The following is a 26,434-nucleotide window of genomic DNA, read 5'->3' on the forward strand; positions in this document are numbered from 1 at the left end:
ATGCAATTTCGCGAGCTGATGGCTGTTATTTCCACCCATGCGATCCGCCTTCAACAGGACGATGAAGACCTGGTCATTCTGGGCGACGACGAGGCGCTGGACGACGCGCTTTGGGACAGCCTCGCCAAACACAAGGCGCAGTTGCTGGAGCTGGTGGCGAGCCATGGCGGCGACTGGTCGAGCCCGGCGCTGCGCATCACCCCGGACATGCTGCCGCTGGTGCAACTGGATCAGCCGGCCATCGACCGCATCGTCGCCACCGTGCCGGGCGGCGTGGCGAATGTGCAGGACATCTATCCGCTGGCGCCGTTGCAGGAGGGCATGCTGTATCTGCACCTCGCCGCCGGTGAAGGCGATCTGTATGTGCAACAGGCGCAATTCACTTTCGACAGTCACCAGCGCCTCGATGCGTTTGCCCAGGCCTTGCAATGGGTGATCGACCGTCACGACATTTTGCGTACCTCGTTTGTCTGGGAGCGCCTGGACGAGCCGGTGCAAGTGGTCTGGCGCCAGGCGCCGCTGGTCTGCGAAGAGGTGCAACTCGACACGTCCACGGACGTGTTCAGCCAGTTGCAGGCGCGTTACGACGCCCGTCACTTGCGCCTTGATCTGCAACAGGCGCCGCTGCTGCGGCTGGTCTATTCACGGGATCCGGCACAGGGGCGGATCGTCGCGTTGCTGCTGTTCCATCACATGATCATCGACCACGTGGCACTGGACGTGGTGCGCCGGGAAATCCAGGCCTGGCTGCAAGGGCAGACCGAACAGGTGGCGCCGGCCGTGCCGTTTCGCAATCACCTGGCGCGGGCGCGCATGGCGCTCGATGAGCAGGCCCACGAAACGTTCTTCCGCGAGATGCTTGGCGATATCGACGAGCCGACACTGCCGTGGGGGTTGCAGGATGTTCAGGGCGGCGGACAGGATTTCGAAGACGCGCAGCTGACACTCAGCGACGCACTGAACCTGCGACTGCGCACGCAGGCGCGGCAGCTCGGCGTGAGCGTGGCGAGCCTGATGCACCTGGCGCTGGCGCGTGTGTTGGGCCAGTTGTCCGGGCGCACCTCGGTGGTGTTCGGCACGGTGTTGCTGGGGCGCATGGAGGCGGGCGACGGTGGTGAGCAGGCGCTGGGCATGTTCATCAACACCTTGCCGCTGCGGGTCGATGTCGGCGCGCAAAGCGTTCACGACAGCGTGCTCGCCACGCATCGACGGCTGAGCGCCTTGCTCGCCCATGAACAGGCCTCGCTGGCACTGGCCCAGCGGTGCAGCGCGTTGAATGCGCAGACGCCGCTGTTCAGCGCCATGCTCAACTATCGCCACAGCGCTGTCGGTGATGTTGCCGCGGTGATCGAACTGGCCCCGGGCGTCCAGGTCCTGAGTGGCAAGGAACCGACCAACTATCCGCTGACCCTGAGCGTCGATGACCTGGGCAGTGGTTTCCGGCTGTCCGCCATCGCCCCGAGCAGCATCGGCGCCGAACGGGTCTGCGCCTATGTGCAAACCGCACTCGACGCCTTGCTCGATGCCCTGGAGCAATCGCCCCAGACGCTGATCAACCAGTTGCCGGTTTTGCCGGAGCAGGAGCGGCAGCAATTGCTGGTGGGCTTCAATGACAGCCGCGTCGAGCTCGACCTGGAGCGGACCGTTCATGGCCTGTTCGAGGCTCAGGTTCAGCGCACGCCGCAGGCCATCGCGTTGCAGTCCGGTGAGCAATCACTGACGTATGTTGAACTCAATGCGCGAGCCAATCGTCTGGCTCACCGCTTGCGTGAGCTGGGTGTCGGGCCGGATACACCGGTGGCGATCTGCGTCGAACGTGGGCCTGAACTGGTGATCGGCCTGCTGGGCATTCTCAAGGCCGGCGGTGCTTATGTGCCGCTGGATCCGGCGTACCCGGCGGAACGCCTGAATTACATGCTCAAGGACAGCGCCCCGGTGGCGCTGCTGGCGCACGGCGCGACCCGGGCGCTGTTCGAAGCGGGTGGCGTGCCGCTGCTCGATTTCGATCAGGATCACTGGCAGGACTACCCCGATCAAAATCCTCAGGTGCCGGGCCTGAACGCTTCGAACCTGGCCTACGTGATTTACACCTCGGGCTCCACCGGCACGCCGAAAGGGGTGATGGTCGAGCACCGTGGCCTGGGCAATCTGCTGCACTGGAGCTCGCAGGTTTGCCCGCCCGTGGCGGACGGCGCCCTGTTGCAGAAAACCCCTTACAGTTTCGACGCTTCGGTCTGGGAGCTGTTCTGGCCGCTGACATCGGGTCTGCGTCTGGTACTGGCGCGCCCCGACGCGCACTTCGAACCGGCGTATCTGACGCAAGTGGTGCGCGAGCAGCGCATCAGCGTGATCCAGTTCGTGCCGGCGCTGTTGCAACAGTTCCTCGACGTGGCAGACGTCAGCCAGTGCACCAGCCTCACGGATGTGTTCTGTGGCGGCGGCGAGCTGACGCCGGCGTTGGCCCGTCAAGTCCGCGAGCGTCTGCCGCAGGTGCGCTTGCACAACGTCTACGGCCCGACCGAAACCACGGTCGACAGCACGGTGTGGACGTTGGAGCCGTCGATGCCGGTGCCTGAGGTGCTGTTGCCCATCGGCCGGCCGGTCAGCAATACCTGTTTGTACATTCTCGATGAACAGTTGCAACCACTGCCGCTGGGTGTAGCCGGTGAGCTGTACATCGGTGGCGTGCAGGTGACGCGTGGATACCTGAATCTTGCGTCGCTCACCGCCGAGCGTTTCCTCGACGATCCGTTCAGCGACCAGCCGAACGCGCGGCTGTACCGCACCGGTGACCTGTGCCGCTATCGGGCCGACGGCAACCTCGAATACCTCGGTCGCAACGACGATCAGGTGAAGATTCGCGGCTTGCGTATCGAACTCGGGGAAATCCAGGCGCGGCTGATTCAACTCGACACCGTGCTCGCCGCCGAAGTGCTGGTGCGCGAAGACGTGGCCGGCGATCCACGGCTGGTGGGGTATTACACCGGCGAACCGTTGGACATCGGCGAGCTGCGCAGCCATCTGCTGGAGCAACTGCCGGATTACATGGTGCCGACGGCGTTCGTCCATCTCGACGCCATGCCCCTGAGTCCCAACGGCAAACTTGACCGCAAGGCCTTGCCGGCTCCGGATCAAAGCGGCCAGTTGCTGCGCGGATACGAGGCGCCGCTTGGCGATGTGGAATGCCGAATCGCCGGGATCTGGCAGGCCCTGCTGAACGTCGAGCAGGTCGGGCGTCATGACAATTTCTTCGAGCTGGGTGGGCATTCCCTGTTGGCCGTGAAATTGGTCGAACGCATGCGCCAGCAGGAATTGAGCTGCGATGTGCGGGTCCTGTTCGGTCGGCCGACCGTGGCAGGACTGGCGGCAACCCTGGGCGCGTCGCCCAGTGTTCAAGTACCGGTCAATCGCATCACCCCTGACTGCCAACACATCACGCCCGACATGCTGCCCCTGGCCTCACTCGATCAGGCCGGCATCGACCGGATCGTGGAAAGCGTTCCCGGTGGCGTCGCCAACGTGCAGGACATCTACGCGCTGGCGCCGTTGCAGGCGGGGATTCTGTATCACCACATGGCCGCGACTGCCGGTGATCCTTACGTGTTGCAGGCGCAGTTCGTATTTGACGGGATCAAGTCGGTCAAGGCGTTCGTCCGTGCCGTCAACGTGGTGATCGCGCGCCACGACATTCTGCGTTCCAGCGTGGTCTGGGAAGGCCTCGAAGAGCCGGTGCAAGTGGTCTGGCGTGCGGCGCCGCTGGCGCTTGAGCGGGTGGATGACGAAGCACTGGAAGGCGACGTGCTGCAACAGATGCAGGCACGTTTCGACCCGCGTCACTACCGTTTGAATCTGGGCCGCGCACCGATGATGCGTTTTGCCTACACCGAGGATCCGCAGCAAAAGCGCTGGGTTGGCATCCTGCTGATGCACCACCTGATGCTCGACCACACCGCGCTGGAAGTGCTGGTGAGCGAGATGAACAGCGTGCTGCACGGTCACGCCGCCGAACTGGCGACCCCGGTGCAGTACCGCAACTACGTCGCACAGGCCCGGCTTGGCGCGGATGTCGAGGTGCATGAAGCGTTTTTCCGCGACATGCTCGGCGACATCGACGAGCCGACCCTGGCGTTCGGTGTGCAGGACGTGCACGGCGACGGCAGTGCAGTGATCGACAGCCAACTTACGCTGGACACCGCGCTGGCCTTGCGTCTGCGCGAGCAGGCACGGCGGCTCGGCATCAGCGTGGCGAGTCTGGCGCACCAGGCCTGGGCGCAGGTCCTGGCGCAGATCAGCGGCCGGGACGAAGTGGTGTTCGGCACCGTACTGCTGGGCCGGATGCAGGGCGGCGAGGGCGCCGACCGGGCGTTAGGCCTGTTCATCAACACCTTGCCGCTGCGGGTCAGCATGACCGCCACCGCGGTGCGCGACAGCGTGCTCGCCACCCATGAACGGCTGGCGCAATTGCTCGGCCATGAACAGGCGTCACTGGCGCTGGCCCAGCGTTGCAGCGGGGTTTCCGGCTCGTTGCCGCTGTTCGGCACGTTGCTCAACTATCGCCACAGCGCACCGCAGGCTGCGGGGCTGACGCTGGATGGCATTGAACTGCTCAGCTCCCGCGAGCGCAGCAACTATCCGCTGGTGGTCAGCGTCGATGACCTTGGCGAAGGTTTGCGTCTGAGCGTGCAGGCGGTACCGGGCATCGATGGGGCGCGGGTCTGCGAGTACATCAATATTGCCTTCGACAGTCTGGTGCAGGCGCTGGAGCAGACGCCGCAACGGGGTGTCGATCAGTTGTCGATTTTGCCGCCGGAGGAACGGCGGGAATTGCTGGCCGGGTTCAATGCCACCCACCGGGATTACCCGTCGGGTTCGACGGTTCATGGTCTGTTCGAGCAGCAAGTGAAACGGCATCCGCAAGCCGCGGCGGCGGTGCATGGCAACACCGCGTTGACCTATGAAGAACTGAATCAACGGGCCAATCGCCTGGCCCATTACCTGATCGGGCAGGGCGTTCGGCCGGGCGATCACGTGGCGATCCTGCTGCCGCGCTCGCTGGATCTGCTGGTCGCGCAACTGGCGATCGGCAAGTGTGCGGCGGGTTATGTGCCGTTGGACATTAATGCTCCGGCCGAGCGTCAGGCGTTCATGGTTGAGGATTGCGGGGCGAAAGCGCTGCTGACCTTGAGCACCGAGTCAGTCGGCTACAGCGTGCGTCGGATCGACCTCGATGCGCTGAAACTCGACGCGCAACCGCCACATAACCCGGACCTGCCGCAGTCTTCGGAATCCGTGGCCTACATCATGTACACCTCCGGCTCCACCGGTACGCCGAAAGGGGTAATGGTGCCGCACCGGGCGATCGGTCGACTGGTGATCAACAACGGCTACGCCGATTTCAACCCGCAGGATCGTGTGGCGTTCGCCTCCAACCCGGCGTTCGACGCGAGCACCATGGACGTCTGGGGCCCGCTGCTCAACGGTGGGCGCGTGGTGGTGATCGATCACGCGACGTTGCTCGATCCTCACGTAATCGGGCAGGAACTGGCGGCTTCGGGCGTCACGATCCTGTTCGTCACCACCGCGCTGTTCAACCAGTACGTGCAGTTGATCCCTGAAGTCCTCAAAGGCTTGCGCATGGTGCTGTGCGGTGGCGAACGTGCCGATCCGGCCGCTTTCCGCCGCTTGCTGGCCGAGGCGCCGGACCTGCGTATCGTCCACTGCTACGGCCCGACCGAAACCACCACCTACGCCACAACCTTCGAAGTGCGCGAAGTGGCAGAAGATGCCGACAGCGTGCCGATTGGCGGACCGATCTCCAACACTCAGGTGTATGTACTAGATGCCCGTCAGCAACCCGTGCCGATGGGCGTGACCGGCGAGTTGTACATCGGCGGGCAAGGCGTGGCACTGGGCTATCTGAATCGCCCGGACCTGACCGCCGAAAAGTTCTTGCAAGACCCGTTCAGCGATCAGCCGGGCGCGCTGCTGTACCGCACCGGTGACCTCGCACGCTGGGTGGCGCCGGGGCAACTGGAATGCATCGGCCGCAACGACGATCAGGTGAAAATCCGTGGTTTCCGCATCGAACTGGGAGAAATCGAAAACCGCCTGCTGAACTGCGAAGGGGTCAAGGAAGCCATCGTGCTGGCCCGTCAGGACGGCCAGGAACCGCTGCGTCTGGTGGCGTATTTCACAGCCGAGGAGGGCGTTGACAGCGCCAGCCTGCGCGAACAATTACAGTCGCGCCTGCCGGAATACATGGTGCCCTCGGCCTGGGTGCAACTCGACGCCTTGCCGCTGAATAACAACGGCAAGGTCGACCGCAAAGCCTTGCCAATGCCGGATCCGGGCGCCTGGCTCAGTCAGGCATACGAAGCCCCGCAAGGCCCGGTGGAAACCGCGCTGGCGCAGATCTGGGCCGATGTCCTGAAGCTGGAAAAGGTTGGCCGTCACGACAACTTCTTCGAACTGGGCGGGCACTCGTTGCTGGCGGTGAGCCTGATCGAGCGCCTGCGCCGGATCGGCCTGAGCACCGACGTGCGCGTACTGTTCAGTCAACCGACCCTTGCAGCACTGGCCGCAGCGGTGGGCAGTGGTCGCGAAATCGAAGTGCCGGCCAACCGCATTCCTGCTGATTGCACTCGCATCACCCCGAACCTGCTGAGCCTCACCGCACTGGATCAGGCCGGCATCGACCGGATCGTCGCCACGGTGCCGGGCGGCGCCGCCAACGTGCAGGACATCTATCCGCTGGCGCCGTTGCAGGAAGGCATCCTTTATCACCACTTGAGCGCGGAGCAGGGCGACCCGTACCTGCTGCAATCACGGCTGGCCTTCGACAGTGTCGAGCGCCTGCGCACCTTCACCGATACCTTGCAACAGGTCATCGCTCGCCACGACATCCTGCGCACCAGCGTTGTCCACGAAGGCCTGGCGACGCCTCATCAAGTGGTGTGGCGCCACGCCGAACTGGTGGTACAGCACGTCGCGCTGGATTCAGCAAACGGCGACATCCTTGAACAGTTGCACGAGCGCTTCGATGCCCGTCACTACCGCCTCGACATCAGCCAGGGGCCGCTGCTGCGCATGGTGTATGCCGAAGATACGAAGCAGCAGCGCGTGGTGGCGATCCTGCTGTCCCACCACCTGATTCTTGATCACACCGCACTGGAAGTGATCGTCGAGGAAATGCGCGGTGTGATGTTCGGTGAGATCGACCATCTTTCAGCGCCGATTCCCTATCGCAACTATGTGGCCCAGGCGCGCCTGGGGCTCAGCGAGCAGGAACACGAAGCGTTTTTCCGCGAGATGCTCGGCGATATCGACGAGCCGACCCTGCCGCTGGGGCTGCGGGACGTGCAGGGCGACGGTCACGGCATCGAGGAAGCGTTGCAACCGGTGGCCACCGAGCTCAACGTGCGTCTGCGTGAACAGGCGCGGCAACTGGGCGTGAGTGCCGCCAGCCTGATGCACCTGGCCTGGGCGCAAGTGCTGGGCGTGCTGTCGAACCGCCGCGATGTGGTGTTCGGCACGGTGATGATGGGACGGATGCAGGGCGGCGATGGCGCCGACCGGGCGCTGGGGGTGTTCATCAACACCTTGCCGCTGCGCATCGATGTCGGCGCCGGCGCGCGGGACGGGGTCAAGGCAACCCATGCACGACTGACCGCGCTGCTGGGGCATGAACATGCCTCGCTGGCGCTGGCCCAGCGTTGCAGTGGTGTTGCGGCGTCGTCGCCGCTGTTCAGTGCCTTGTTCAACTATCGTCACAGTGCCCCCGCGCAGCCGTCGCAGAACGGCCAGGGCATCTGGGAAGGTGTGCAGAAACTCGGTGGTGAAGAACGTACCAACTACCCGCTGACCCTGAGCGTGGACGATCTGGGTGAAGGGTTCGCCTTGTCGGTTCTGGCGGTGAGCCAGATCGGTGCGCAACGGATTTGCAGTTACATGCACACCGCGCTGGAACAACTGGTGCAGGCGCTGGAACAGACGCCGCAAAAGCCGTTGAACCGCTTGCCGATCCTTTCGACTGCGGAGCTGGAGCGTCTGGTCGAAGGTTTCAATCCCCCGGTCACGGCCTATCCCCGTGGTGCGACGATTCACGCATTGGTCGAGGCGCAGGCCCGGCGCAACCCGAATGCCCTCGCCGTGATTCAGGGCGCGCAACAGCTGACCTACGGGCAGCTCAATCAGCGCGCCAGCCAATTGGCCCATCACTTGATCGGCCTCGGCGTGCAACCGGACGACCGCGTCGCCATTTGCGTGCGTCGCGGCCCGCAGATGCTGGTGGGGTTGCTGGCGATTCTCAAGGCTGGCGCCGGTTATGTGCCGGTGGATCCGGCGCACCCGGCGGAGCGCATTGCCTACCTGTTGCAGGACAGCGATCCGGTGGCCGTGCTGGTCCAGGCCTCGACCCGGGATCTGCCGGGCATGATGCCGGTGATCGATCTGGACAGCGACGCCTGGCAACACCTGCCCGACAGCAACCCGCAACTGCCGTACCTGACTCCGGCAAATCTGGCGTACGTCATCTACACCTCGGGCTCCACCGGCCAGCCGAAAGGGGTGATGGTCGAACACGCGACTTTGGAAAACCTCGTGCACTGGCACGCCGAAGCCTTCGACCTGCACGCCGGCAGCCACACCGCCAGCGTTGCCGGGTTCGGTTTCGATGCGATGGCCTGGGAAGTCTGGCCGGCACTGTGCGTCGGCGCGACCCTGCACCTGCCGCCGGAATCGGTGAGCAACGAGCATCTGGACGAACTGCTCGACTGGTGGCGGGCGCAGCCGTTGCACGTGAGCTTCCTGCCGACCCCGGTGGCCGAATACGCCTTCAGTCGCGAGTTGCAACACCCGACCCTGCGCACGCTGCTGATCGGTGGCGACAAACTGCGTCAGTTCAGCCGTGAACAGAGCTTCGCGGTGATCAACAACTACGGCCCGACCGAGGCCACGGTGGTCGCGACGTCCGGGCCGGTGGAAGTCGGTCAGTCGCTGCACATTGGCCAGCCGATTGCCAACGCCCGTATCTATCTGCTCGACGATCAGCAGCGCCCTGTGCCGGTAGGTGTCACGGGCGAGTTGTATGTCGCCGGCGCCGGCGTGGCCCGGGGTTACCTGAATCGTCCAGAAATGACCGCCGAACGCTTCCTCGCCGACCCGTTCAGCGACCAGCCGCAGGCGCGGATGTACCGCACCGGTGACCTCGCGCGCTGGCTGGCGGACGGTAACATCGAATACCTGGGCCGCAACGACGATCAGGTGAAACTGCGCGGCGTGCGGGTCGAACTGGGGGAAATCGAAGCCGCGCTGGCCAGCCATCCGACGGTGCAGGACGCCGTGGCGCTGGTGCGCGACGGGCAGTTGCTGGTGTGGTTCACCGAACGGGCACCGGCCGATATCGAAGCCTTGCGCAATCATCTGCAAGGGCTTCTGCCGCAAGCCTTGATCCCGGCGGCGTATGTGCGACTCGACACGTTGCCGCTGACCGCCAACGGCAAACTCGACCGCAAGGCCTTGCCGGAGCCGGGTCAGAACGCCTGGCTCAGCCGTGAATACGAAGCCCCGCAGGGCCCGGTGGAAACCGCCCTGGCGCAGATCTGGGCCGATGTCCTGAAGCTGGAAAAGGTCGGTCGCCACGACAACTTCTTCGAACTGGGCGGCCATTCGCTGCTGGCCGTCAGCCTGATCGAACGTCTGCGCCAGATCGGCCTGAATACAGATGTGCGCGTGCTGTTCAGCCAGCCAACACTGGCTGCGCTGGCCGCTGCGGTGGGCAGCGGTCGTGAGATCGAAGTACCGGCCAACCGCATTCCTGCTGATTGCACCCATATCACCCCGGACCTGTTGAGCCTGGCCGAACTGGATCAGTCGAGCATCGACCGCATCGTTGCCACGGTGCCCGGCGGCGCCGTGAATGTGCAGGACATTTATCCGCTGGCACCGTTGCAGGAAGGCATCCTTTATCACCACTTGAGCGCGGAGCAGGGTGACCCGTACCTGCTGCAATCGCGGCTGGCCTTCGACAGCGTCGAACGTGTGGAAGCGTTTGCGGCGGCGCTGCGTCAGGTCATTGCCCGCCACGACATCCTGCGCACGGCGGTGATCTGGCAGGAACTGGCCGCGCCGATGCAGGTGGTGTGGCGTCACGCCGGACTGGCGGTGCAGGAAATCGTGCTCGACCCTGCACAGGGCGACATCCTCGAGCAATTGCACGGGCGTTTCGATGCCCGTCATTACCGCCTCGACATCAGTCAGGCACCGTTGCTGCGGCTGGTGTATGCCCGTGATCCGGCCCACGATCGGGTGGTCGCGATGTTGCTGTTCCACCATGTGGTGATGGATCACACCGCGCTGGACGTGGTGCAGCACGAAATGCTCGCCTGCCTGCAAGGGCGCGAAGCCTCGCTGGGCGCAGCGGTGCCTTATCGTAATTACGTGGCGCAGGCGCGGCTGGGTGTCAGCGAGCAGGACCACGAAGCATTCTTCCGCGACATGCTCGGCGACATCGACGAGCCGACCCTGCCGTTCGGCTTGCAGGATGTGCAAGGCGACGGTCGCGACATCGAGGAAACGCAACAGGCCCTGACGGCTGCAACCGGCCAGCGTCTGCGCAGCCTGGCCCGGCAACTGGGCATCAGCGTGGCCAGCCTGTTCCACCTTGCGTGGGGTCAGGTGCTGGCGGCGACATCCGGGCAGGAGCGGGTGGTGTTCGGCACGGTGCTGATGGGCCGGATGCAGGGCGGCGAGGGGGCCGACCGGGCGCTGGGGATGTTCATCAACACCTTGCCGCTGCGGGTCGATCTCGGTGAAACCCCGGTGCGCGAAGGGGCTCGGGCGACGCATGCACGTCTGAGCGCATTGCTCGGTCATGAGCACGCTTCGCTGGCGCTGGCCCAGCGTTGCAGTGGGGTGGCCGCGCCGTCGCCGCTGTTCAGTTCGATGCTCAACTACCGGCACAGCGCCGACGAGGCGCAACAACAAAGCGTCCGTCAGGCCTGGCAAGGCATCGAGACCCTGAGCAGCGAAGAACGCACCAACTATCCGCTGAGCCTGGGCGTCGATGATCTGGGCAACGGTTTCGTGCTCACCGCCATGACCCCGGCGAACATCGGTTCGCAGCGCATCTGCAACTACATGCAGACCGCGCTGGAGAAACTGGCGGATGCCCTGGAACAGACACCGGATCAGCCGCTGAATCGCTTGCCGATCCTCGACGGTGCAGAACGTCAGCAGGTGCTGTACGACCTTAACGCCACCGGCACCGCAGACAATCTGGAGCAAACCGTTCACGGGCTGTTCGAAGCGCAAGTCCAACGTACGCCGCAAGCCGTTGCGTTGCAGGCCGGTGAGCAGCGGCGGACCTACGCCGAACTCAACGCTCAGGCCAACCGTCTGGCCCATCACCTGCGCGAGCTGGGTGTGGGGCCGGATTCGCGGGTGGCGATCTGCGTCGAGCGCGGGCTGGAACTGATGGTCGGTCTGCTCGGCATCCTCAAGGCGGGCGGTGCCTATGTGCCGCTGGACCCGGCGTATCCGGCGGAACGTCTGGATTACATGCTCAAGGACAGCGCTCCGGTTGCGGTGCTGGTGCATGGGGCGACTCGTGAGTTGCTGGGTGAGAGTAGTGCGCTGGTGATCGATCTGGATCAGGCTCACTGGACATTCAACCCGCAGGACAACCCGCAAGTGCCAGGCCTGAGCGCGTCGAACCTGGCCTACGTGATCTACACCTCTGGTTCGACCGGTGCGCCGAAAGGCGTGATGGTCGAGCACCGCGGCGTCGGCAATTTGCTGCACTGGAGTTCGCAACTTTGCCTGGCCGTGAAGGAAGGTGCCCTGTTGCAGAAAACCCCGTTCAGTTTCGATGCCTCGGTCTGGGAGCTGTTCTGGCCGTTGAGCGCCGGGCTGCGACTGGTGCTGGCGCGTCCTGACGGACACCGCGAGCCGGCGTATCTGGCGCAGGTGATTCGTGAACAGCGGATCAACGTGATCCAGTTCGTGCCGGTGCTGTTGCAACAGTTCCTCGAACACGACGACGTCAGCCAGTGCAGCAGCCTCACCGATGTGTTCTGCGGCGGAGGCGACCTGACACCGGCGCTTGCTCGCCTTGTGCGTGAGCGCCTGCCGCAGGTGCGTTTGCACAACGTTTACGGCCCGACTGAAGCCACGGTCGACAGCACGGTGTGGACGCTGGAGCCGTCGATGCCGGTGCCGGACAACGCCTTGCCGATCGGGCGACCGATCAACAACACTCGTCTGTATGTACTGGATACCGCCGAGCGGCCGGTGCCGATGGGCGTCATAGGTCAGTTGTTCATTGGTGGTGCCGGGGTCGCGCGGGGCTATCTGGGCCTGCCGCAATTGATGGCCGAACGGTTTATCCCGAGCCCGTTCGTGGCCGGCGATCGGCTGTACGCCACGGGTGACCTGGTGCGCTACCGCGCCGATGGCCAGCTCGAATTCATCGGGCGCAACGACTTCCAGGTCAAGCTGCGTGGCCTGCGCCTTGAACCGGGTGAAATCGAAGCGCAACTGCTCAGCCATCCGGCCCTGCGTGAAACCGTGGTGCTGGTGCGTGAAGAACGTCTGGTGGCGTACTTCACCTGGCACGCCGAGGCCAGGCAACCGGGGATCGAGGCGTTGCGTGAACACTTGCTCGCATGCCTGCCGGACTACATGGTGCCGTCGGCCTTCGTCGCGCTCGACAGCCTGCCACTGAGCCCCAACGGCAAGGTGGATCGCAAGGCACTGCCGGCTCCCGGCGCCGAGTCGGTGCTGGTGCGCGAGTACGAGGCTCCGCTCGGCGAGACCGAAATCGCCCTGGCCCGACTGTGGGGCGAGGTGCTGAACGTCGAGCGGGTCGGGCGCCACGATCACTTCTTCGAACTGGGCGGGCACTCGCTGCTGGCGGTGAGCCTGATCGAACGCATGCGCCAGATCGGCCTGAGCACCGATGTGCGGGTGCTGTTCAGTCAGCCGACCCTGGCCGCGCTGGCTGCGGCCGTGGGCAGCGGTCGTGAAATCGAAGTGCCGGCCAATCGCATCGCCGCCGGTTGCACTCGCATCACTCCGCAGATGCTGACGCTGGTGACGCTGGATCAAGCCGCCATCGACCGCGTGGTGTCCAGCGTGCCGGGCGGCGCTGCCAATGTGCAGGACATCTATCCGCTGGCGCCGTTGCAGGAAGGCATTCTTTACCATCACTTGAGTGCGGGCGAAGGCGATCCGTACCTGCTGCAATCGCGTATTGCATTCGACAGTCTTGAACGTGTGCAGCGTTTCAGCGCGGCGTTGCAACAGGTCATCGACCGCCATGACGTGCTGCGCACGGGTGTGGTGTGGGAAGGCTTGAGCGTGCCGGTGCAGGTGGTGTGGCGTCAGGCTGAACTGGTGGTGCAGGAGGTCGTGCTGGATCCTGCGGCCGGCGACATCCTTGAACAGTTGCATGCCCGTTTCGATGCCCGGCATTACCGCCTCGACATCGCCCAGGCGCCGTTGCTGCGTCTGGTGTATGCCCGGGATCCGGCCCGTGGCCGGGTGGTGGCGATGCTGCTGTTCCATCACATTGTGCTCGACCACACCGCGCTGGAAGTGGTGCGCCACGAAATGCAGGCGTACCTGCGCGGTTCCGACGAGCCGTTGCCGGCGGCGGTGCCGTATCGCAATTACGTGGCACAGGCGCGTCTGGGTGTCACGGAATCGGAGCACGAAGTGTTTTTCCGCGACATGCTCGGCGACATCGACGAGCCGACCCTGCCGTTCAGCCTGCGCGATGTGCGCGGTGACGGACGCGGCATCGAGGAAGTGCAGCAGGTAATCGACAGCGGCCTGAGTCTGCGTCTGCGCAGTCAGGCGCGGCAGATGGGCATCAGCGTGGCCAGCCTGTTCCACCTTGCCTGGGCCCAGGTACTGGCGGCGACCTCCGGGCAGGACAACGTGGTGTTCGGCACCGTGCTGATGGGCCGGATGCAGGGCGGCCAAGGCGCCGACCGCGCACTGGGCATGTTCATCAATACCTTGCCGTTGCGGGTCGATCTGGGCGAAACCCCGGTGCGCGAGGCGGTCAAGGCGACGCATCAGCGTCTCACTGCGTTGCTGGGCCACGAACACGCTTCGCTGGCACTGGCCCAGCGTTGCAGCGGGATCACGGCGCCGTCGCCGTTGTTCAGCGCGATGCTCAACTATCGACACAGCCACGGCGCCGAGCATGCGGACAGCGTGGTTCAGGCCTGGCAAGGCATCGAGACCCTGAGCAGCGAAGAGCGCACCAACTACCCGCTGAGCCTGAACGTCGATGACCTGGGCAACGGCTTCTCGCTGATTGCCATGGTGCCGGCGGACATTGGCGCGCAGCGGATTTGCGGCTACATGCAGACGGCGTTGCTGGCGTTGGTGGAGGCGCTGGAACAGGCACCGACGCAGGCGATGAATCGTTTGCCGGTTCTTGAGGGGGCGGAGCGGCAGCGACTGTTGTTCGACTTCAACGCGACCGATGTCGGTTATGACCTTCAGCAGAGCATTCACGGTCTGTTCGAAGCGCAGGTCTTGCGGTCGCCACAGGCTGTGGCGGTGCTTTCCGGCGAGCAGCAACTGAGTTATGTCGAGCTGAATGCTCGGGCCAATCGCTTGGCCCATCACTTGCGCGGACTGGGCGTTGGCCCGGATGCGCGGGTGGCGATCTGCGTCGAGCGCGGGCTGGAGATGGTGGTCGGGTTGCTGGCGATTCTGAAGGCTGGCGGCGGTTATGTGCCGCTGGATCCGGCGTATCCGCTGGAGCGGCTGGCCTACATGCTGGAGGACAGTGCGCCGTCGGCAGTGTTGGTGCAGGGCTCGACCCGCTCGTTGCTGGGTGAAGTCGCGGTGCCGGTGGTCGATCTGGGTCACGACACCTGGCAATCGTTGTCGGCGGATAACCTTTACGTCGATGGGCTGACTCCGCAACACACGGCTTACGTGATCTACACCTCGGGTTCGACCGGTCAGCCGAAAGGCGTGATCAACGAGCACAGCGGGGTGGTCAACCGCTTGCTGTGGATGCAGGACGCTTATCGCCTGACGGCTGAAGATTCAGTGCTGCAAAAGACGCCATTCAGCTTCGACGTCTCGGTGTGGGAATTCTTCTGGCCGTTGATGACCGGCGCGCGACTGGTCATGGCTCGTCCGGGCGGTCACAAGGATCCGCTGTACCTCAGCGAAATAATCGAACGCGAACGCATCACCACGCTGCACTTTGTACCGTCGATGCTCGACGTGTTCCTCGCCCATGGCGACACAGCCCGTTGCAACGGTTTGCGTCAGGTGATGTGCAGCGGCGAGGCCTTGCCGGGCAGTCTGGTGCGGCGCTTCAAGCAGCAATTGCCGAACACTGGATTGCATAACTTGTACGGCCCGACCGAAGCGGCAGTGGACGTCACGGCGTGGGATTGCTCTGGTCCGCTGGAGCAAACGCCGGACAACACGCCGATCGGCAAACCGATCGCCAACACCCGGATGTACATCCTCGACGCCCAACAGCAACCGGTGCCGCAAGGCGTAGTCGGCGAGCTGTACATCGGTGGTGTGCAAGTGGCGCGCGGTTATCTGAACCGTCCAGAACTGAGTGCCGAACGTTTCCTTCAGGATCCGTTCCAGCCAAACGGCCGCCTGTACCGCACCGGCGACGTCGCCCGTTACCTGGCCGACGGCAACATCGAATACCTGGGCCGTAACGACGATCAGGTGAAGATCCGTGGCCTGCGTATCGAACTGGGTGAAATCCAGTCCCGCCTGACCGACATAGGTGGCGTGCAGGAAGCGGCGGTGCTGGCCCGCGAGGATGTGCCGGGGGACAAACGTCTGGTGGCCTATTACACCGGCGCCCGGTTGGAAATCGACGTGCTGCGCGGTCATCTGCTGGAACACCTGCCGGATTACATGGTGCCGGCGGTGTTCGTGCATCTCGATGCATTGCCGCTGAGCCCCAACGGCAAGCTCGACCGCAAGGCCTTGCCGGCGCCGGATCAGGCCTCGGTGATCACTCGCGAGTACGAAGCGCCGGTCGGCGAGGTGGAAATCCTGCTGGCCGGACTCTGGGCCGAACTGCTCAACGTGGAACGGGTAGGGCGCCACGACAACTTTTTTGAACTGGGCGGGCACTCATTGCTGGCGGTCAGTCTGATCGGCCGGTTACGTCAGGAAGGCATGGAAGCCGAGGTCAGGGCGTTGTTCGAACAACCGACCCTGGCCGGTTACGCCGCAATTACGGAAAGAATGGAGATCGTCCTGTGAACGTGATCGAACTGTTGGCAACACTTAAAGCGAAAGACATCCAGTTGGCGGTCACCGACGACCAGTTGCGCGTTCAGGGCAACAAACAGGCGCTGAGCGATCCGGCAGTGCTGGCGCTGTTGCGCGAGCACAAACCGGCGCTGATCGAGCTGATCAAGGCCGGGCAATATTCAGCGACCAAGAGCGGTCAGGTCGACGTGCCGGCCAATGGCATTGCACCCGGCACCACGCGCATCACACCGGCGATGCTGACCCTGGCCGAACTCGATCAGGCGACCATCGACCGTCTGGTCGACAATGTACCGGGCGGCGCGGCCAATGTGCAGGACATCTACCCGCTGGCGCCGTTGCAGGAAGGCATCCTTTACCACCATGTCAGCGCAACGCAGGGTGATCCGTATGTGATGCAGGCGCATTTCGCTTTCGCTGACCGTGATCGGTTGAACGCCTTCATTGAGGCATTGCAGGCCGTCATCGATCGCCACGACATCCTCCGTACGGCGGTGGTCTGGGAGGGGCTGGATACACCGCAACAAGTTGTCTGGCGTGAGGCCGCATTGCCGGTGGAACAGATCGATGCCGAAGGCGATGCGCTGGCGTACTTGCACGAGCGTTTCGATGCCCGGGAATTCCGCATGGATGTAAGCCGGGCGCCGATGATGCGCCTGGCCCATGCCTGGGACGAAGCCGGGCAACGGGTGGTCGCGACATTGCTGTTCCATCACATGGCGCTGGATCACTCGGCGCTCGACGTGGTGCGTCACGAGATGCGTGCGTTCCTCACGGGGCAGGGCAATCTGCTGGGGCGGCCGGTCGCGTTTCGGGATTACGTGGCGCAGGCGCGGCTGGGTGTCAGCGAAGCCGAGCACGAAGTGTTTTTCCGCGACATGCTCGGCGACATCGACGAACCGACCTTGCCGTTCGGTTTGCAGGATGTGCAGGGCGACGGGCACGGCATCACCGAACTGAGCGTGCCGGTCGAACCGGCCTTGGGCCAACGCCTGCGAGGTCAGGCGCGGCAGCTCGGGGTCAGCGCGGCCAGTCTGTTTCACCTGGCCTGGGCGCAGGTGCTGGCCACGCTCGCCGGCAAGCAACGCGTGGTGTTCGGCACGGTACTGATGGGGCGTCTGCAAGGTGCCGAAGCCACCGACCGGGCGCTGGGCATCTTCATCAACACCTTGCCGGTGCGAGTGGACGTCGATGCTCAGAGCGTGCGCAGCGCCGTGCAGGCGACCCACGCACGCCTGACCACCTTGATGCGCCATGAACACGCGCCGCTGGCGCTGGCCCAGCGCTGCAGCAGCGTGGCCGCGCCAACGCCGCTGTTCAGCGCCTTGCTCAATTACCGTCACAGCCATGGCGCCGCTTCGGCCAGCGCACAAACCCTGTCGGCATGGGAAGGCATTACCACCCTGCACTCGGAAGAGCGCACCAACTATCCGCTGACCCTGAGTATCGACGACCTGGGCGAAGCCTTCAGCCTGACCCTGCTCGCCACCACTGAAGTCGACCCGCAACGGGTGTGCGATTACATGCTCGGCGCCCTGAACGGGCTGGTGTCCGCACTGGAACAGGCGCCGGATTCACCGGTCAGCCAGGTGTCGATCCTCCCGGACGCGGAGCGCGAGCAGATCCTGCGCGACTTCAACGCCACCCGGGCCGACTACCCGCAAGGGCTGACGATTCATCAGCGTTTCGAGGCGCAAGTCATCGAACGACCGGAAGCGGTGGCGGCGGTGTTCCTCGGTGAACAAGTGACCTACGCCGAGCTGAACCTGCACGCCAACGCCCTGGCCCATCATCTGATCAGCCTGGGTGTTCGTCCTGATGATCGCGTGGCCATCGTCGCCCGCCGCGGGCTCGATACGCTGGCGGGACTGCTGGCGATTCTCAAGGCCGGGGCCGGTTATGTGCCGGTTGACCCGGCGCATCCGCCCGAGCGCCTGAGCTACCTGCTCAGCGACAGTGCCCCGGCGGTGGTGCTGACCCAGAGCGATCTGCGTGATCGGTTGCCGACACTGGACGTCCCGGTGATCGACCTCGACCGCCGCACCTGGCCACTGAGCCTGGCCCTTGATCCGCAGGTGCCGGACTTGACCGCCGGACATCTGGCTTACGTGATCTACACCTCGGGCTCGACCGGTCTGCCCAAGGGCGTGATGGTCGAACACCGCACCCTGTCCAACCTCGTCGACTGGCATTGCGGCGCGTTCGATCTGTGCGCCGGTCGTCACACTTCAAGCCTTGCCGGGTTTGGCTTCGACGCCATGGCCTGGGAAGTCTGGCCCGCCCTGTGTGCCGGCGCGACGCTGCACCTGGCCCCGACCCGCGATGGCAACGAAGACATCGACGCCTTGCTCGACTGGTGGCGTGCGCAACCGTTGGATGTGAGCTTCCTGCCAACGCCGGTGGCCGAATATGCCTTCAGTCAAAACCTCGAACACCCGACCTTGCGCACACTGTTGATCGGCGGGGATCGCCTGCGGCAGTTCAGCCGTCACCGGCATTTCGATGTGATCAACAATTACGGTCCGACCGAAACCACGGTGGTGGCGACCTCGGGCAAGGTCGAAGCGGGGCAGACGCTGCACATCGGTCGCCCGGTGAGCAATGCCACGGTGTATTTGCTGGATGAGCAGCAACGTCCGGTGCCCATCGGCGTAGCGGGGGAGTTGTATGTCGGTGGCGCCGGGGTTGCCCGGGGTTATCTGAACCGTCCGGACCTGACGGCCGAACGCTTTCTCGACGATCCGTTCAACGGCGGGCGCATGTACCGCACCGGTGACCTGGCTCGCTGGCAGGACGACGGCACCCTCGAATACCTGGGCCGCAACGACGATCAGGTGAAGATTCGCGGCGTGCGCATCGAATTGGGCGAGATTGAAACCCGTCTCAACCAGCTCCCCGGCATTCAGGAAGCGGTGTTGCTGGCCCGTGAAGACGAACCCGGCCAGCCGCGCCTCGTCGCCTATTACACCGAACAGGCTCAGGTCGAACCGCAACCGGTGGCCGAGCTGCGCGCTTGTCTGCTGGCGCAGTTGCCCGAGTACATGGTGCCAGCGGCCTTCGTGCGACTGGACGCATTGCCGCTGACCGCCAACGGCAAGGTCGACCGCAAGGCCCTGCCAGCGCCGGATCGCGCGGCGTTGTTCACCCGCCATTACGAAGCACCGCACGGCGAGCTGGAAATCGCGCTCGCACGGATCTGGGGCGAAGTGCTGCAGGTCGGGCAGGTCGGGCGCCGGGATCACTTCTTCGAACTGGGTGGCCACTCGTTGCTGGCGATGCGCATGGTGTCCCAGGTTCGCCAACGTCTGGGCGTCGAACTGGCCCTGAGCGACTTGTTTGCCAATGCCGAACTGGCAGCGGTCGCCGAAGTGCTGGCCCAGGCCGGGCGCAGCTCGCAACCGGCCATGTTGCCGGTGCCACGGGACGGCGCGCTGCCGCTGTCGTTCGCCCAGCAGCGGCTGTGGTTTCTGGCGCGGATGGAAGGGGTCAACACCGCCTACAACATCCCGCTGGGCCTGCGTTTGCGCGGTCATCTCGACGAGGCGGCGCTGCAACGGTCACTGGCGCGGATCATCGACCGCCACGAAACCCTGCGCAGCCGTTTCGTCCCGCACGACGATGACGTGCAGGTGATGATTGCGCCGGTGGACAGCGGCGTGCTGCTGCGGGTCGAGGATCTGCGTCAGCATCCGCACGCCGACGACGCCATGCAGGCGTTGATCCGTGAACAGGCCTCGACCCCGTTCGACTTGCAGAACGATCCGTTGATTCGCGGATGTCTGGTGCGGCTGGCCGACGATCACCATGTGTTGCTGTTGACCCTGCACCACATCATTTCCGACGGCTGGTCGATGGGCGTGCTGACCCGTGAACTGATGGCGCTGTATCAAGCGTTCAGCCAGGGTGAGGCCGATCCGCTGCCGCCACTGGCGCTGCAATATGCCGACTACGCGATCTGGCAACGCCGCTGGTTGAGCGGCGAAGTGCTGCAACAACAGAGCGATTACTGGCAGCAAACCCTCGCCGGGGCCCCGACCTTGCTGGTGCTGCCGACCGACCGTCCGCGTCCGGCGCAGCAGGATTACACCGGCAGCAGTGTCGAGTTCCGGCTGGACGAACCGCTGAGCGCCGGCCTTAAGGCCCTGAGCCAGCGCCATGGCGTGACGATGTACATGACGATGGTGAGCGCCTGGGCCCTGTTGCTCAGTCGCTTGTCCGGCCAGTCGGACGTTGTGATCGGCTCGCCGGTTGCCAACCGTGGTCGCGCGGAAATCGAAGGGCTGATCGGCTTGTTCATCAATACCCTGGCCCTGCGCATCGACACCTCCGGCGGGCTCAGCGTCGAGGCGCTGCTGGCCCGGGTCAAGACGTTGACGTTGCAAGCGCAGGCCCATCAGGACCTGCCGTTCGAGCAGGTGGTGGAAGTCACCCGGCCGGCGCGCAGCCTGTCCCACAGTCCGTTGTTCCAGACCACCCTGAGCTGGGAAAACAGCGTCGGGCCGGCGCTGGAACTGGGGGAGATGGCGCTGGAAAACGTGGCCGGTCCGACCCGCTTCGCCAAGTTCGACCTGTCGCTGACATTGGGCGAAACCCGCGACGGCATTCGCGGCGTGCTGGAATACGCCACGGCGCTGTTCGATGAATCGACGATCCAGCGTTATGTCGGCTACTTCGAGCAGTTGCTGCACGCGATGGTCGCCAATGATCAGGCGCAGCTGGAACAGCTCGAGATGGTTCAGGCTCACGAGCGTGAACAATTGCTGGTTACGTTCAACGACACCCATGCGGAGTTTGTGTCGGGGCTGACCATTGCGCAGCGATTCGAGACGCAAGTGATCGAGCGGCCCGAAGCGGTCGCGGCAGTCTGTCAGAGGCAGGCGTTGACCTTTGCCGAGCTGAACCGGCAGGCCAACACCTTGGCTCATCACCTGATCGGGCTGGGCGTTCGCCCTGATGATCGCGTGGCCATCGTCGCCCGGCGCGGGCTGGAAACGCTGGTCGGGCTGGTGGCCATTCTCAAGGCCGGCGCCGGTTATGTGCCGGTGGATCCGGCGCACCCGGCGGAGCGTTTGAACTACCTGCTGAGCGACAGTGCGCCCGTGGCGGTGCTCTGCCTGAGTGATTTGCGTGAACGACTGCCGGCGCTGGACGTGCCGGTGATCGACATCGATTTGCAGGCCTGGCCGGACACCGAGACCGGTAATCCACAGATGCCGGATCTGACTGCCGAACACCTGGCCTATGTCATCTACACCTCGGGCTCCACCGGCCTGCCCAAGGGCGTGATGGTCGAACACCACACCTTGAGCAACCTCGTCGACTGGCACTGCAAGGCGTTCGATCTGTGCGCCGGTCGCCACACGTCGAGCCTTGCGGGATTCGGTTTCGACGCCATGGCCTGGGAAGTCTGGCCGGCCCTGTGCGCTGGCGCGACCCTGCACCTGGCGCCGGCCCGCGATGGCAGCGAAGACGTGGATGCGTTGCTCGACTGGTGGCGCGCGCAGCCGCTGGACGTGAGCTTCCTGCCGACACCGGTGGCCGAATACGCGTTCAGCCAGAGCCTCGAACACCCGACCCTGCGCACACTGCTGATTGGCGGCGACCGTCTGCGTCAGTTCAATCGTCAGCAGTCCTTTGATGTGGTCAACAACTACGGCCCGACCGAGGCTACCGTGGTGGCCACTTCGGGAATCGTCGAGGCGGGGCAGGCGCTGCACATCGGTAAACCGATCGCCAACGCGACGGTGTACCTGCTCGATGAACAGCAGCGTCCGGTGCCGGTTGGTGTGGCCGGAGAGCTGTATGTGGGCGGCGCCGGTGTAGCCCGGGGTTACCTCAATCGACCTGATCTGACCGAAGAACGCTTCCTGCGCGACCCGTTCAACCACGGTCGCATGTACCGCACTGGCGACCTGGCGCGCTGGCGCGCCGACGGTTCCATCGAGTACCTGGGGCGCAACGACGATCAAGTGAAAATCCGTGGTGTGCGCGTCGAGCTGGGGGAAATCGAAACTCGCCTCAATCAGTTGCCCGGCATCCAGGAAGCCGTACTGGTGGCCCGCGAAGACGAACCCGGGCAGGTGCGACTGGTGGCGTATTTCACTGAACAGGCGCAGTGCGAAGCGCTGGCGGTGTCCGACCTGAGGGCACATCTGCTCGGTCAACTGCCGGAATACATGGTGCCGGCGGCCTTCGTCAGACTCGATGCGCTGCCGCTGACCGCCAACGGCAAGGTCGATCGCAAGGCCTTGCCGGTGCCGGATCGCAGCGCCTTGTTCACCCGCGACTATCAGGCGCCGCAAGGTGAACTGGAAACCACCCTGGCGCAGATCTGGGCCGAGGTGCTGCAGGTCGAGCAGGTCGGACGGCAGGATCATTTCTTTGAACTGGGCGGCCACTCGCTGCTGGCGATGCGCATGCTGTCTCAGGTTCGCCAGCGGCTCGGGGTGGAACTGACCCTCGCCGAACTGTTTGCCAACGCCGAGCTCGCCGCTGTCGCCGAGGTGCTGGCCCAGGCCGGACGCTGCACGCAACCGGCGATCATGCCGGCGCCGCGTGACGGCACGCTGCCGTTGTCGTTTGCCCAGCAACGGTTGTGGTTCATGGCGCAACTGGAAGGCGCAAACACCGCCTACAACATTCCCCTCGGTCTGCGCCTGCGCGGTCGACTCGACGAAGCGGCCCTGCAACGGGCATTGGTGCGGATCGTCGAACGTCACGAAACCCTGCGCAGCCGCTTCGCCCAGTTCAACGATGAAGCCCAGGTGCTGATCGCGCCGCTCGACAGCGGTGTGCTGCTGCGGGTCGAGGACTTGCGCCGGCACTCGCAGGCCGACGATGCCTTGCTCGCGCTGATTCAGGGTGAAGCCTCTGGGCCGTTCGATTTGCAGGACGATCCGCTGATTCGCGGGCGTCTGGTGCGACTGGCCGATGATCATCATGTGTTGCTGCTGACCCTGCACCACATCGTCTCCGATGGCTGGTCGATGGGTGTGCTGACCCGCGAACTGATGGCGCTGTACCAGGCGTTCAGCCACGGCGAGGGCGATCCGCTGCCGCCGCTGGCGTTGCAGTACAGCGACTACGCCGTGTGGCAGCGCCGCTGGTTGAGCGGTGAAGTCTTGCAGCGTCAGAGCGATTACTGGCAACAGGCACTGGCCGGAGCGCCGGCCTTGCTGATGCTGCCGACCGACCGCCCACGCCCAGCCTTGCAGGATTATGCCGGCAGCAGTGTCGACATCCGGCTGGATGAGCGTTTGAGCGCAGACCTCAAGGCGCTGTGCCAACGCCACGGCGTGACGCCGTACATGGCGGTGATGAGCGCCTGGGCGATGTTGCTCGGTCGCTTGTCCGGGCAGTCGGATGTGGTGATCGGTTCGCCGGTCGCCAACCGTAACCGGGCGGAAATAGAAGGGTTGATCGGACTGTTCGTCAACACGCTCGCCGTGCGCATCGACACTTCGGGCGCGCTCACCGTCGAGGCATTGCTGGCCCGGGTCAAGGCCCGCACCCTCGAAGCCCAGGCCCATCAGGATCTGCCGTTCGAACAAGTGGTGGAAATCACCCGCCCGGTGCGCAGCCTGTCCCATAGTCCGTTGTTCCAGACGCTGTTGAGCTGGGACAGCGGCAGCGGCGCAACGCTGGCCCTCGGTGATCTGACACTGGAAGGCGTGGCCGAGCCGAGCCACTTTGCCAAGTTCGACCTGTCGCTGACATTGGGCGAGGCCCAGGGCGTGATCCGGGGTTCGCTGGAATACGCCACGGCGCTGTTCGATGAATCGACGGTTCAGCGTTATGCCGGTTACTTGCAGCAATTGCTGCACGCCATGGTCAGCAATGATCAGGCGTTGCTGGAGCAGGTCGATGTGCTGGCGGAGGATGAGCGCCGGCATTTGCTGCACCGCTTCAATGCCACTGACGTTGATTACAACCTTCAGCAAAGCATTCACGGTCTGTTCGAGGCGCAGGTCTTGCGCACGCCGCAGGCTGTGGCGGTGCTTTCCGGTGAGCAGCGACTGAGCTATGCCGAGCTGAATGCTCGGGCCAATCGTCTGGCCCATCACTTGCGCGGTCTGGGCGTTGGCCCGGATGCACGAGTGGCGATCTGTGTCGAGCGCGGGCTGGAAATGGTGGTCGGGTTGCTGGCCATTTTGAAGGCTGGCGGCGGTTATGTGCCGCTGGATCCGGCGTATCCGCTGGAGCGGCTGGCCTACATGCTGGAGGACAGCGCACCTTCGGCAGTGTTGGTGCAAGGCTCGACCCGCGCCTTGTTGGGCGAAGTGTCGGTGCCGGTGGTCGATCTGGATCACGACACCTGGCAATCGTTGTCGGCGGATAAGCTTTCCGTCGATGGGCTGACCCCGCAACACACGGCCTACGTGATCTACACCTCAGGTTCCACCGGCCAGCCAAAAGGCGTGATCAACGAGCACAGCGGGGTAGTCAACCGCTTGCTGTGGATGCAGGACGCTTATCGCCTGACCTCCGAAGATTCAGTCCTGCAGAAAACACCGTTCAGCTTCGACGTCTCGGTGTGGGAGTTCTTCTGGCCACTGATGACTGGCGCCCGGTTGGTGATGGCCCGTCCCGGCGGTCACAAGGATCCGCTGTACCTGAGCGAAGTGATCGAGCAAGAACGCATCACCACGCTGCACTTCGTGCCGTCGATGCTCGACGTGTTTCTCGCCCATGGCGACAGCGCGCGTTGTCATGGTTTGCGTCAGGTGATGTGCAGCGGTGAAGCGCTGCCGGGCAGTCTGGTGCGGCGCTTCAAGCAGCAATTGCCGGGCAGTGGTTTGCACAACCTCTACGGCCCGACCGAAGCGGCCGTGGACGTCACAGCGTGGGATTGCGCCGGACCTGTCGACACCACGCCGGACAACACGCCAATCGGCAAGCCGATCGCCAACACCCGCATGTACATCCTCGACGCCCAGCAACAACCGGTGCCGCAAGGTGTGGTCGGCGAGCTGTACATCGGTGGCGTGCAGGTTGCTCGGGGTTATCTGAACCGTCCTGAGTTGAGCGCTGAGCGGTTCCTCAACGACCCGTTCCAGCCCAATGGCCGCCTGTACCGCACCGGCGACGTCGCCCGTTATCTGGCCGACGGCAACATCGAATACCTGGGCCGTAACGACGATCAGGTGAAGATCCGTGGCCTGCGCATCGAACTGGGTGAAATCCAGTCCCGCCTGACCGACATCGGCGGTGTGCAGGAAGCTGCGGTACTGGCTCGCGAAGACGTGCCGGGAGACAAGCGTTTGGTCGCTTACTACACCGGCGCCCGACTGGAAATCGACGTGTTGCGCGGTCATCTGCTGGAACACCTGCCGGATTACATGGTGCCGGCGGTGTTCGTGCATCTCGATGCGCTGCCGCTGAGTCCGAACGGCAAGCTCGACCGCAAGGCCTTGCCGGTGCCGGATCAGGCTTCGGTCATCACTCGCGAGTACGAAGCGCCGGTTGGCGAGGTGGAAATTCTCCTCGCAGGGTTGTGGGCCGAACTGCTCAAGGTGGAGCGGGTAGGGCGCCACGACAACTTCTTCGAACTGGGCGGACATTCGCTGATGGCGGTCAATCTGGTGGCGCGGATGCGCCATGTCGGGCTGACGGCCGATGTGCGTGTGCTGTTCAGCCAGCCGACGCTCGCCGCTCTGGCCGCTGCGGTCGGCGATGAGATGGAGGCTGAAATCCCGGCCAACCGGATTGCGCCGGACTGTAAACACATCACCGCTGACATGCTGCCACTGGTTGCACTGGATCAGCTCGCCATCGACCGTATCGTCGCCAGCATTCCCGGCGGCGCCGCGAACGTGCAGGACATTTACCCGCTGGCGCCGTTGCAGGCCGGCATCCTGTTCCACCACTTGTCGGCACCCCAGGGCGATCCGTATGTGTTGCAGGCGCAATTCGCGTTCGCCGATGAATCCCGTCTGCGGGTGTTCGCCGAAGCCTTGCAGGCCGTGATCGAACGCCATGACATCCTGCGCACGTCGCTGTTCTGGGACGGGCTGGAGGAACCGGTGCAAGTGGTCTGGCGTCAGGCGTCGCTGGTGTGTGAAACGGTGGAGCTGGACGAGAGTGAAACGGATGCATTGAGCCAGTTGCGCAGCCGGTTCGATACCCGGCACTACCGCATGGCCGTCACTCAGGCGCC

At 64.4% G+C, this 26,434-nt stretch carries 2 protein-coding genes (1 of these 2 cut by a window edge); both read left to right on the forward strand.

Features of this window, described 5'->3' with window-relative positions; all coding sequences use genetic code 11:
• The gene (locus AC07NR_RS20510) at positions 1–16,269 is read left to right on the forward strand and encodes an amino acid adenylation domain-containing protein (protein ID WP_495079301.1); all 16,269 of its coding nucleotides are present in this window, start codon (positions 1–3) and stop codon (positions 16,267–16,269) included.
• Positions 16,266–26,434, forward strand: the 5' portion of a protein-coding gene (locus AC07NR_RS20515; protein ID WP_495079302.1) for an amino acid adenylation domain-containing protein. 4,480 nt of this gene lie beyond the right edge of the window; 10,169 of the gene's 14,649 nt are visible here — the first part of the coding sequence; its start codon is at positions 16,266–16,268; the stop codon falls past the right edge of the window. The genes AC07NR_RS20510 and AC07NR_RS20515 overlap by 4 nt, the downstream gene beginning before the upstream one ends.

It is taken from the genome of Pseudomonas sp. GW821-FHT09C09 (genome assembly GCF_059418105.1).